Source organism: bacterium (genome assembly GCA_021158245.1).
Lineage (GTDB): Bacteria > Zhuqueibacterota > QNDG01 > QNDG01 > QNDG01 > QNDG01.
On record JAGGVB010000134.1, the window covers coordinates 1 to 12,703 of the forward strand.

The following is a 12,703-nucleotide window of genomic DNA, read 5'->3' on the forward strand; positions in this document are numbered from 1 at the left end:
GGGCCGAACCACCCGGGAATGAATGGCAATTTTTCTTACATTTTAACAGTTGAGGGACACACAATAAAAAGGGTTGACCCTGATCCGGGACAGCTGCACAGAGGTTTTGAAAAACTTGTTGAAAACAGGCTGTGGATGCAGAATATATCATTAATCCCAAGAATATGTGTACCTGAACCCGATATAAATGAACTTGTTTATTCAAGATGTATTGAAAAACTTATGGGAGTAGAAATCCCTGAAAGAGCAAAATACATCAGAACTATCGTACTTGAAATGGCAAGAATCAATGCCTTTCTCATGGGATTTTCAGGAATAGCCGGATCTACCGGACTATATACAGGTTCTCATTGGACACTTGCTGACAGAGATTATTTTCTTGACCTCTTTGAATGGTTAACAGGTGCCAGAGTATATCATATGTATATTATTCCCGGCGGTGTCAGAAGAGATATTCCCGAAGGTTGGATTGAAAAACTTAAAGAAACAATTAACTATCTTGAAAAACGTTTATATGAAATTGATAAATTGATCTATAACAATCCAATCATAATTAAGAGGTTAAAGGGGCTTGCCCCCATTACACAGGAAGATGCCATAAAATATGGCATTACAGGACCAAACCTAAGAGCAACAGGGATAAAATACGATACAAGAAAAGCAGTTCCTTATGCAGCATACAAATATCTCGATTTTGATATTCCTACTCAAATAGAAGGTGACGGCCTTGCAAGGGCAATACAGCGAAGAGAAGAATTCGAAATCAGTATCGATTTGATCAGACAAGCAATTAAAAAAATGCCGGAAACAGGGAAAGTTAGGCTGGATATGCCCAGCCCGTTAAAGTTCAAAGTTCCCAAAGGCGAAGTATATGTCAAAGTAGAGTCCGCACGTGGAGAGCATGGTTACTACATCGTCTCAGATGGCGGGACAAAACCTTACAGAATGGCAGTAAGAGGTGGTTCATACACGGCTGGTCTTGTATATGCACAAAAAGCACTTGTTGATATGCGTATAGAAGATGTGGCTTTATGGATGGCAACTATGGACGTTTGTGCTCCCGATTTTGACAGGTAGGAGAAAATTATGAATTATAAAGATAAAAGCGTATTTGCTCCGTTAAGTGCATTAAAATATCTCTTTCACGATCCGATTACAATCCGTTTTCCAAAAGAAGATAAGGATGTCTATCCGGATGGTAAAATAGGGGTTTCCCCCCAGTACAGAGGCATGCACACAAACGATCTGGAAAAATGCATCGGTTGCGGATCATGCTCTGAAATTTGTCCCACTGATGCAATAAGGATGGTTGATTCTGTAGATGTTGAGGAAAAAGAGGGCTCAACCAAAGAGAGGCCCGTAATAGATTACGGTAGATGCTGCTTCTGCGGTTTTTGTGTTGATGTGTGCACAACAGGCTCCCTCAATATGACAAGAGATTACATTCATGACTACATAACACCGCCAGATGCACAGAATGATAAAATGGCAGAACTTATTTCAAATGAATTTATTAGAAGGCCGGATACACAACATTCTAATAATCTCGGATGGACCACTTCCGACGAATGGTCATGGCTTGAATTGAATCGTATTGAAATGCATGCTCTTAGTGCTGAGGAGAGGGTTGACTCATTTGTTGAAATAGTTCGCGGCTACTCAAAAAAAGAAGCCATGAAAGAAGCTCAGCGCTGCGTTGCCTGCGGGCTATGTCAGGACGCATGCCCTATTCATATGGATATTCCTGAATACATCGCTGCAATATGGGAAGACGATGTAAAAGAATCAGTAAGGCAAATATACAACACCAATCCGTTAGCAGAAGTATGTGGACGTGTTTGTACACATAAATGCGAAACAGCTTGCTCAATCGGGCATAGAGGAGATCCGGTTGCAATTAGATGGCTAAAGAGATACGCAGTTGACAATCTCCCGCTTAATCAATACAAAGATGTAATAATTCATGAAGCAATAAAATCTTACAATAAAAAAATAGCAGTTGTCGGCGGAGGCCCTGCCGGACTCTCTGCTGCATATTTTCTCTCTGTTATGGGATACAAAATTACAATTTTTGAAGCCAAGGCAAAAATAGGCGGAGTAATGAGATACGGCATTCCCGCATACAGACTTCCGGATGAGGCTCTTGATAAAGATATAGATTTTATTAAATCTTTGGGTGTTGAAATTAAACCTCACACCGAAATTGGTAAAGATGTTAAATTTACAGACTTAAATAAAAATTATGATGCAGTACTTATTGCCACAGGCTTTAATAAAGGCAGAAGCACAAGAGTACCAGGGAGCGATTCAAAAGAGGTAATTCAGGGCATGGATTTCCTTGAGAAAGTAAGGGATTTCGTGCGAGGGGAGATTAAGCTCGAAGATGTTCCTTTAACTGACAACATTATTGTCATAGGCGGCGGTAATGTTGCATTTGATGTTTCAAGAAGCGCAGCAAGACTGCAGAAAAGAAAATACGGTAAAGTTAATGTAACACAAACAAGTCTTGAAACTATGGATATTATGCCGGCTGATCTGGAAGAAATTGAAGAATCACAGGAAGAGGGAGTTAAACTCATTCCAGGCCAGGGCCCAAAAGAAATTATTATTGAAAACGGGAAAGTAAAATCACTCAACCTCGTAAAATGCGAAAGCGTTTTTGATGATGACGGCAGGTTCAATCCTAAGTTTGATTTTGACACAAAATTAGTATGTGAAGCTACTCTTATTATCGAAGCAATAGGTCAGAGCCCTGATTACTCTTACATTCCTGAAGAATTCCAAAACAAAATGAAGTTTAAGAGAGGAAAAATTGAGTGTGGTGCATACGGAGAAACTGCTATTGATTGGTTATTTGTAGGCGGGGACATTAAGAACGGGCCGGACATTGTGCACGGAATTGCTGACGGCCATAATGCTGCAAAAGGAATTGATGAATACTTAAGAAAAAAGAGTAAGTAGCCTTATTGAGGCCAAAATTGTTAGGAGGGAGTGAAAAATGAAGCTAACGGAACTTTTAAAGAAAAAACAAAACACTGAAGTTTATAAGATAAATATGAATAAGACTGTTAGAGATGCTGTTGAAATGTTCAATAAGTTAAGAATAGGTTCATTAGTTGTTGAAGATGACAATTCAAAACTTCAAGGGATTGTTACAGAAAGAGACGTTCTTTACAAGTGTGACAGTTATGATGGTAATCCGAAAGATATGAAAATTTCTGATATTATGACTCCCAAAGAAGAGCTTTTTATTGCTACTAAAGACGAACGATTAAATTATGCAATGAGAGTCATGACGAATAAAAGGGTTAGGCATTTACCTGTAATAGACGAAGATCAATTGCTTGGTATTTTATCAATTGGAGACATCCTTAAGGAGGTTCTTGAGGAATCTGAGGCAGAAGTAAAAGTTCTCAGGGAGTACATTAAGAATCCATATGGAATAAATATTTAACTTTTTTAGATAGTTATAAGTTAATTAGAAGGCAGAGCTGCAAAAGGAATAGACAGATTTTTAAATAAAGACAAGTAATTAAAGTTTCTTACGATAACAAACTAAATCCGCAGAGGCAACATATGCTTCTGCGGATTTCTTTGTTGTAGATGACAGATAGGTAGTCTGATTCCATTCCCTGCAGCATGTAAGTTTGAATAATATTCTTGCTCCAATTGTTAATTTTTTGTAAATTAATACAATGGAAGAAATTAAAGAAAAAATTGAGAAATCTTTATTTCATGTATTGAGGCCCGGCAGGTACTGGGGAAATGAAATCAACGCAGTTTATAAAGATGCTGACAAAGTTGATGTCAGTTTTGTGCTGGCATTTCCCGACCTGTATGAAATAGGCATGTCTCATATCGGATTTTCGATTTTATATCATATTCTTAATAGGGAAGAGTGGATAAGCTGTGAAAGGGTTTATTCTCCCTGGACAGATATGGAAGAAGAATTGTTAAAAAAAAGCATTCCTCTATTTTCTCTTGAATCAAAGAAACCGGTAAAAGATTTTGATGTTCTTGGAATAACTCTTCAATATGAACTTCAATATACAAATGTTCTTAATATTTTAAGCCTTGCAGGCATACCTGTTTTATCTGAAGATAGAAACGGCAATCATCCTGTTGTAATTGCAGGCGGCCCGTGTGCACTTAATCCTGAACCAATGGCGGATTTTATTGATGTGTTTGTTCTTGGGGACGGAGAAGAAGTTGCAGTGGAATTGGTTCAAAAAGTCCGGGATGGAAAAAAGAATAAAAGTTCGAGAGAAACAATTCTTAGTGCGATTGCAGAAATAAAGGGTGTCTATGTACCGTCTGTTCATAAGACTAAAGTGGATTTAAAGATTACTTCACGAATTCTTGACAGGCTTCATGAAGAGTATTATCCTGAAAAGCTGATTGTTCCGCTGATTGAGGTCACGCATGACCGTTTTTCTCTTGAAGTTATGCGCGGCTGTACACGAGGGTGCAGGTTTTGTGCTGCAGGAATGGGATACAGGCCTGTAAGAGAACGTGATCCTGATGAAGCTTTCTCTCATGCACGTAAAGTGATTGAAAATACCGGATATGAAGAGATTTCCCTGTTATCACTTTCCACATCCGATTATTCAGGGCTCCCTAAACTTTTGACTCTTTTAACCGGAGGATTCAGAACTAACCCTGTGTCAGTGGCTTTTCCATCATTGCGGCCCGAAACCTTTACAGACGAAATGGCAAAGATTGCAGCAGATGTAAGAAAGACCAGCCTTACACTTGCACCGGAAGCAGGGACTCAGCGGTTAAGAGATGTAATAAATAAAAATAACAGTGAGGAAGATTTGTTAAATGCTGTGGACATAGGTTTTAAGAACGGTTTTAAACGGGTAAAGCTTTACTTTATGATAGGCCTCCCTACTGAAACAGATGATGACATTGTGGGGATATGCAGATTAGTAGGCAGGGTTGCGCAAAAAGTCAGGCAGTACGGAAGAACAGATGTAAATGTATCTATTTCTCCGTTTTCACCAAAACCCCACACTCCTTTTCAGTGGGAAGCACAGGACAGCATTGAAACTCTTAACAGAAAGATTGCTCTTCTCCGCAAGTCAATGCCTTCACGCGGCATAACACTGAAGTGGAGAGACCCGAGAGTGTCATTTCTTGAAACAGTACTCGGCCAGGGAGACAGGAATTTCGGCAGAGTAATCATGCGGGCCTGGGAAAAGGGAAGCAGATTTGATTCCTGGTCTGAAAAATTTAACAGCAATTTTAGATTATGGCAGGATGCATTTGAAGAAGAGGGTATTGATCCGGATAAATATGCAGAAGCAAGAAATACCGAAGATCCTTTACCGTGGGATCATATTGATATTGGAGTGACAAAAGATTTCCTGAAAAAAGAGAGAGAACGCTCTTTTGCTGTTGAAACAACAGATGACTGCAGAATTTCAGGGTGCAATTTTTGCGGATTAATGGCTCACCCGGTATGCAGGAACATGGAACCGAGAGAGAATTTTGTTGTATGGAACAGCCCTGATTTAAATTTTCACAGGAGAGTAAAAAAACTCAAACAGGATTTGGTTATTAAGAAAGTCCGTCTTAAATATTCCAAAGATGAAGAAGCAAGATTTACGTCCCATCTTGACACAATGCGTTTGTTTGTCAGGGCGCTGAGAAGAGGCAACATTCGAGTAGCTCATTCAAAGGGATTTCATTCTCATCCTAAAATTTCTCCGGGGCCTCCACTTGCCCTGGGTTTTACAAGCAGCGCAGAATATATTGATCTTGAAATTGAGGAGAATATCCCTGCCAAACTACAATATGTGCTGAACAATTATCTCCCTGCGGGTATAAAAGTTCTTGACATGAAACCTGTTTCTCATAAAGTAGAATCTTTGAACAGCGCTATCGAACTTGCTGTATACAGGGTAGTGTTCAGTGATTCTGCTGATTATAATAAAATTCAGAAGAATATTAATGATTTTCTTCAAAAGAATAGTTTTATTGTAACAAGGGATAAAAAGGGGAAAAGGGTTGAACTGGATATAAGATTGTTTGTTAAAGACATTTTTTTAAAAGACAATGTAATAACGCTTTATCTTAAAGCAGGAAACAGGGGGAGCGCCCGTTTAAATGAAGTTTTGTCCCCTGTTTTTAAAGACAGTAATTTTGACTTTATGGAAAGTGATATCAAAAGGACAGGATTATTTATAGAAGTAAACGGAAAAAGGGTTACACCCATGGAAGTTGTATAAATTATTAATGGATAATGATAAAATGAAAAAAATATTTATAAATGTAACATCAAGCGAAACCAGAATAGCCATTGTTGAGAATAATGACCTTGTGGAATTTTATTCCGAACAACCTGACAATGAGCGAATGGTAGGCGATATTTACAAAGGCAGTGTCACAAACATAGTAAATCCTATCCAGGCGGCATTTGTTGACATTGGCCTGAAGCAAAACGGATTTTTGCCTTTTGCAGAGGTAGGCAGAGAGTATGTTGCTCTTACTGAAACAGTAAACACTGATAAAGGTAAAGGTAAAAAAAAGTACATACCCCCTGCAAATATGGCGGCTCTTAAAAAAGGCCAGGATATTCTGGTTCAGATTACAAAAGAGCCGATTATGAGCAAGGGCGCCAGGCTTACTTCTGATATTTCAATCCCCGGAAGATTCATTGTGCTTGTACCTGGAGAAGACAGTATTGGAGTATCACGAAAGATACATGATTTTAAAGAGAAGAGAAGATTAAGAGTGCTTGCTTCCAGCATTAAGCCTAAGGGATTCGGTTTGATTATCAGAACAGTAGCAGTAGGCCAGAGTGTGCAGACGCTGCAGTCAGACCTGGACCATCTTCTCTCTGTGTGGAAGAAAATTACAAATAAATTTAAATCGGAACCTGCTCCGGAGCTGCTGCACAAAGATATGGGTATGGCTTCGAGTGTAATCAGAGATCTTTTCTCCCCTGATATTGAATCATTAGTTGTTGATTCCAGAAAACTTTACAATGAGATTAAAAAATATCTCAATTTAGTCGCACCGAGCCTTGTTTCGCGTTTGGAATACTACAAAGACAGAACACCCCTTTTTGATAAATATCACATTGAGGAAGAGATTGAAAAAAGCCTCCAGCGTAAAATATGGATGAAAAACGGCGGGCATATAATTTTTGATCAAACAGAAGCAATGAATGTAATTGATGTTAACAGCGGTAAATCAATTAAGGGGAAGGATCACGAAAAGCATGCCCTTAAAATAGATCTGGAAGCTGCAAAAACAATTGTAAAACAACTGAGGCTCAGAGATCTTGGCGGTATAGTTGTGGTGGATTTTATTGACCTTGCTGATGAAAAGAACCGGAAAAAAGTTGTATCTCAGCTGAGAAGCGGATTAAAGAAAGACAGGGCTGCGTTTGATATTCTTCCAATGAATGATTTCGGGCTTGTAGCATTTACAAGGGAGAGAATAAGGCCGAGCCTGCTGTACAGATCCAGCGAAACTTGCCCCCGTTGTAACGGGCTTGGAATGGTTCCTGCAAAAAGTACTATTATGACAAAACTGGAGCGCAAGATTCAAAATCTTAAGAATACAACTGGTGAGAGGCGCCTTGTATTAAGGGCTCATCCTGCTCTTGCATTGTACCTGAAAAAAGGAGTAAGAAGCAGAATACAGCAGCTAAAAGTAAAATATTTTGTTTCCATAAAAATAAAGTCCGATGGCAGTATAAACGAGGAAGATTTTATTTTGAATACAGTAAAAGAGGATAAGAAAAATCTGACTAAAAAAGGATTTTTGCCAATTTTTAAAAAAAGAGATCAGTAAAAAAATAATTGCTATTACGGAAAATATTTAATAAATTCCGCAATCGTTTAAGTACAGGGATGATAATGCGTTTGTGCAGTGTAAGCATTAAGGGGGAAGATTTAGCAGGAATCGGGATTGATAATGCTGTTGTTCTTGTAAGAGAGATAAACAGGTTTTTTGACATTGATCTTCCTGATACTCTCGTAGAGTTGATCAAAAAAGAGCGCATCGAGCACCTTCGAAGGGTTACGCATAATTTGATACTGAGCGATTTCCCGGGATTACCTTTATCAGATATTTCTATATCAGCTCCCTTTGTAAATTTTGGCAATGTCTGGCAGGCAGATGTAAACGGCGGGCTGCAGACCGAAAATGTGCTGCATAATAATCCTGAAGAGGCTTTATCTCCAGGCGGGAATGTTATCTTCTCTGATAAGATGAAAAATGTACATGTTGCCGGGGGAATAGGAGTTGTAATAAGAAGAAATTGTGAGAATGTAGACGAGGCAGATGTCCAGGATGTTATTTTGGGGTACACAGCTTTTCTCAAATTTACAGCTTCTTCAAATTCCAATTCCGGAGGGCGGAATCTGTACTGGAGCTTCGGGCCCTGTGTTGTTACGCACGATGAAGTTGATTTTAATGATTCCCTGCCGGTTGCTATATTTGTAAGGGAAAAAGATGAATTTTCTGTTAGAGATAATATGCTTATTCCTGCTATAAGAAAACAGGTTTCTCAGCTTTCTTTTAAAAGTACATTATCTAACGGAGATGTTGTATTAATTCCCTCAATAGGAAGTTTTAAAATAGGGAGAGGCGGCAGGGTAGTCTGTAATGTGAAAGGCGTGGGAAATCTCGAGATATCAGTAGCATAAAAATTTTACAAACAGGAAAGTATTTATTAAGATGCGTTTGAGTGCAGGCAGCAAGGGAATAATTTTCGATATAAAAAAGTACTCTATTCATGACGGGCCGGGCATAAGAACTACAATTTTTTTTAAAGGGTGCCCTTTAAGGTGCTGGTGGTGTCAGAATCCGGAAAGCCAGAATTCTGATCCGGATGTGATTGTTGAGAAAAGCTTCCAGCGTGAGTACTATACAAAATTAGCAGCAGATAAGTTTGCTGTAGGAAAAGAAGTAGATGTAAGTGCTGTTATGAGTGAGATCGAGAAGGATCTTATATTTTACGATGAATCAGGGGGCGGCGTTACTTTCTCAGGCGGTGAGCCGCTGATGCAGCCTGATTTTTTGTCTGAACTTTTACAAGAGTGCAGAAAACTGGATTTGCATACTGCAGTTGATACAACAGGTTATGCTGCTGCTGAAATAGTTGAGAAAATTGCGGATATGACAGATATTTTCCTTTATGACTTGAAAATTATAAATAATGCTCTGCATGAAAAATATACAGGTGTGCCGGTAAAACTGGTGCTTGACAATCTTTCTTTTTTGGCTGCAGAAGGGAAGAATGTCCTGATACGTATTCCGGTTATTCCCGGAATTACTGATACGGATGAGAATATTTCCGATATTATTGAATTTTTGGATTCTTTAAAAAATTTGACAGATATTGACCTTCTGCCGTTTAACCATTTTGGATTCAGCAAGTATAATCGTCTTGGAATTGAGAACAAAATGGCAGATGTAGAGCAGTTAAAAGCGGAAGATGTGGAAACTCTTAAGAAACATTTTCAAACCAGAGGTTTTAATGTCAGCATTGGGGGCTGAATTATGAACAGCAGAATTGAAAAATTACGTAAACAGAGCCTTGAGGCTAAACCCTATATTTCTTCTGAAAGAGCGAAGTTATTAACAGAATTTTATCAAGCCGGAGCTGCCGGGAAACTTGCTGCACCAATTGCAAGAGCAAGAGCTTTAGAGTATATTCTAAAAAATAAAAAGCTCTGTATAAACGATGGCGAGCTGATAGTAGGTGAGAGAGGCCCTGAACCGAAAGCCACACCTACCTACCCTGAGATTTGTATCCACAGCGAGAAAGATCTTAATATTCTGGATACACGGAAAAAGATACCCTTTACCGCAGACAAAGATACAAAGGAGCTTTTTCAGCAAAAGATTGAACCCTTCTGGAAAGGAAAATCTTTAAGGGAAAAGATTTTCCTTGAGCTGGATAAAGAGTGGATAGATGCTTATGAAGCAGGCATTTTTACCGAGTTTATGGAGCAGAGGGCTCCGGGGCACACGGTACTGGATAATAAAATTTACAGCAAGGGCTTTGCTGATTTTAAGAAAGAAATAAAAAACAGCCTTAATAACCTTGATTTTTACAATGACCCGAATGCTGTGTACAAACGTAATGAACTGAAAGCAATGCTTATTGCTGCAGATGCTCTTATAATGTTTGCAAAAAGATATTCGGATTATGCAAAAAAACTGGCAGAAAAAACCGGTGATCCCGTAAGAAAAGCTGAACTTATTGAAATATCGAGAATATGCGGCAAAGTACCGGAAAATGCTCCGGAAACATTCCATGAAGCTCTTCAGTACTACTGGTTTGTTCATCTCGGAGTAATAACAGAGCTCAACACATGGGACTCTTTTAATCCGGGGCGGCTTGACCAGCATCTGTATCCTTTTTACACAAAGGAGATTGAATCCGGTTCATTTACAAAAGAAGATGCAAAAGAGCTTCTTGAGTCATTCTGGGTCAAGTTTAACAACCAGCCCGCTCCTCCGAAAGTTGGAGTTACAGCACAGGAGAGCAACACTTATACGGATTTCTGCCTTATAAATTTAGGCGGTGTTAAGGAAGACGGTTCAGATGCTGTCAATGAACTTACATATCTGATTCTTGATGTGATTGAGGAGATGAGAATACTTCAGCCCAGCTCAATGGCTCAGATAAGCAGAAAAAATCCGGACAGGTATGTAAAAAGGGTTTTGAAAATTGTCAAAACCGGATTCGGCCAGCCTTCAATATTCAATACTGATGCGATTATTCAGGAGCTGCTCAGACAGGGCAAATCAATTATAGATGCCAGAAACGGAGGGGCATCAGGCTGTGTTGAAACAGGGGCATTCGGAAAAGAGAGTTACATTCTTACAGGATATTTCAATCTTGTAAAAGTTCTTGAAGTAACTCTGAATAACGGGGTTGATCCTCTGACCGGGAAAGAGATTGGCCTTAAAACAGGCGATCCCGGAAGTTTTGGAAGTTTTGAAGAATTATACAATGCATTTGAGAAACAGGTCAATTATTTCATCGATATAAAAATAAAGGGGAATGTGATTATCGAACGCATGTGGGCAGATTATCTGCCTGCTCCGTTTTTGTCAATATTAGTGGATGACTGTATTAAAAATGGTATGGATTACAACAACGGCGGCGCACGATACAATTCTTCTTACATACAGGGAGTAGGAACAGGTACAATTACAGATTCTCTTACTGCGATAAAGTATCACGTTTTTGATAAAAAAGACATGACAATGGATGAGCTTCTAACAGCAGTCAGTGCGGATTTCAAAGGATATGAGGACCTTAGAGAAGAGCTGGTTTACAATACTCCAAAGTATGGAAATGATAATGATGAAGCTGATGATAATCTGAGGTTGGTATTTGAGACATATTTCAATGCTGTTGACGGCAGGCCAAATACTAAAGGCGGGCATTTCAGAATAAATCTTCTTCCCACAACATCCCATGTCTATTTCGGTAAATTAACAGGTGCAACTACTGACGGAAGAAAGTCAGGCGTGCCTCTTTCAGAAGGGATATCTCCTGTTCAGGGAAGTGATGTAAAAGGCCCTACCGCAGTAATAAAATCCGCAGCAAAAATTGACCATTTAAGAACAGGTGGAACTCTTTTAAATCAGAAGTTCACTCCGCAGCTTCTTGAAGACGATGAAGGAATAACCAAGATGGTTCATCTTATCCGGTCATATTTCAAGATGGATGGACATCATATTCAGTTTAATGTTGTGACTGCAGAGACTCTTAAAAAAGCTAAGAAGGAGCCTGAAAAGTACAGGGACCTGATTGTCCGGGTAGCAGGTTACAGCGACTATTTTGTGGATCTTACAGAAGAACTTCAGGATGAAATAATAAGAAGAACAGAACATACGGGTTTTTAAGGTGATTTTTTTCAGATGGCCTAACTAATTTAATCTAAGATTATTGCAAAAGAAACAGATAATTATGAATTTATTTAATTTGCTATATACCATAATTGTTACCGTTATTAATGGTATATGGGTAGTATATAAATTTAAACAACGTAATGAATTGGCATCATTAAATGTTAAGATTGATAAAATTGAATTAATGGAGGATTTCAATTTAGGAAAGAAATATTTACTTATCGAGATAATTTTACAAAATCGTGGAAAAAGAGAAGTAAGATTATTCTATGATTATGTTGCGAAAAAAGAGTGTAAAAAAAAGTATGAAGAATTAAATAAACGTTATAAGGCAGAATTAAAAGTTTACAAGATAACATCTAAAGAGGAAAAAGAAATAATATACAAAAAAACAGGATTAGATTTTGATGATAAAAAAAGAACTGGAAGGTTGAGAACAGGTGTTGAGTTTAGGACTCCTTATTTGGTTCCAATAAATAAACCTGGGATATATTATTGTGAATTTACTATTGATGTTGATATGAAAAGTTACTATAATGGGAAAGATTTTAAAGATAAACCCATTAAGCAATGGATTGACTCCAGATATGAAAATATTAACTTTACAATAAATAATGTTTAACTATACCACTGTATAAGAAGGAGATGTTATGTTTTCAAAAAGTACCTATATTGAACGCAGAAATATTTTGAAACGTACCCTTGATTCCGGCATCCTGTTTTTCCCCGGTAATGGAGAGAGCCCGATGAATTATGCGGATAATACCTATCATTTCCGGCAGGACAGTACATTTCTCTACTACTGGGGAATTGA

At 38.4% G+C, this 12,703-nt stretch carries 10 protein-coding genes; all 10 read left to right on the forward strand.

The annotated features are described in order from the left end of the window. Window positions 1-1,077: NADH-quinone oxidoreductase subunit D (locus tag J7K93_07265; GenBank protein MCD6116796.1), on the forward strand; the 1,077-nt coding region annotated here is incomplete at its 5' end. 9 nt (window positions 1,078-1,086) lie between these two features. Continuing rightward, a complete protein-coding gene (locus tag J7K93_07270; protein ID MCD6116797.1) occupies window positions 1,087-2,961 on the forward strand; it encodes an FAD-dependent oxidoreductase in 1,875 nt (624 codons plus the stop codon). A gap of 37 nt (window positions 2,962-2,998) precedes the next feature. After that, on the forward strand, window positions 2,999-3,454 hold the full coding sequence (locus J7K93_07275) for a CBS domain-containing protein (GenBank protein MCD6116798.1): 456 nt from the start codon (window positions 2,999-3,001) through the stop codon (window positions 3,452-3,454). Window positions 3,455-3,695: 241 nt separating this feature from the next. Then, window positions 3,696-6,233 (forward strand): TIGR03960 family B12-binding radical SAM protein, encoded by a 2,538-nt coding sequence (locus J7K93_07280; GenBank protein MCD6116799.1) that lies wholly within the window; start codon window positions 3,696-3,698, stop codon window positions 6,231-6,233. A gap of 22 nt (window positions 6,234-6,255) precedes the next feature. Then, on the forward strand, window positions 6,256-7,806 hold the full coding sequence (locus tag J7K93_07285; protein MCD6116800.1) for an Rne/Rng family ribonuclease: 1,551 nt from the start codon (window positions 6,256-6,258) through the stop codon (window positions 7,804-7,806). Window positions 7,807-7,871: 65 nt separating this feature from the next. After that, complete coding sequence (locus J7K93_07290) at window positions 7,872-8,663, forward strand: fumarylacetoacetate hydrolase family protein (GenBank protein ID MCD6116801.1); 792 nt, start codon at window positions 7,872-7,874, stop codon at window positions 8,661-8,663. A gap of 31 nt (window positions 8,664-8,694) precedes the next feature. Beyond that, window positions 8,695-9,516, forward strand: a complete 822-nt coding sequence (locus J7K93_07295; protein MCD6116802.1) for a glycyl-radical enzyme activating protein — start codon at window positions 8,695-8,697, stop codon at window positions 9,514-9,516. A 3-nt stretch (window positions 9,517-9,519) separates the two neighbouring features. After that, window positions 9,520-11,883: a glycyl radical protein gene (locus J7K93_07300; GenBank protein ID MCD6116803.1), complete on the forward strand. Its 2,364-nt coding sequence runs from the start codon at window positions 9,520-9,522 to the stop codon at window positions 11,881-11,883. A 64-nt stretch (window positions 11,884-11,947) separates the two neighbouring features. Next, window positions 11,948-12,511, forward strand: coding sequence for a hypothetical protein (locus J7K93_07305; GenBank protein ID MCD6116804.1), 564 nt, complete (start codon window positions 11,948-11,950; stop codon window positions 12,509-12,511). 28 nt (window positions 12,512-12,539) lie between these two features. After that, window positions 12,540-12,703, forward strand: a 164-nt coding sequence (locus J7K93_07310; protein MCD6116805.1) for an aminopeptidase P N-terminal domain-containing protein, incomplete at its 3' end; no start/stop codon positions are given.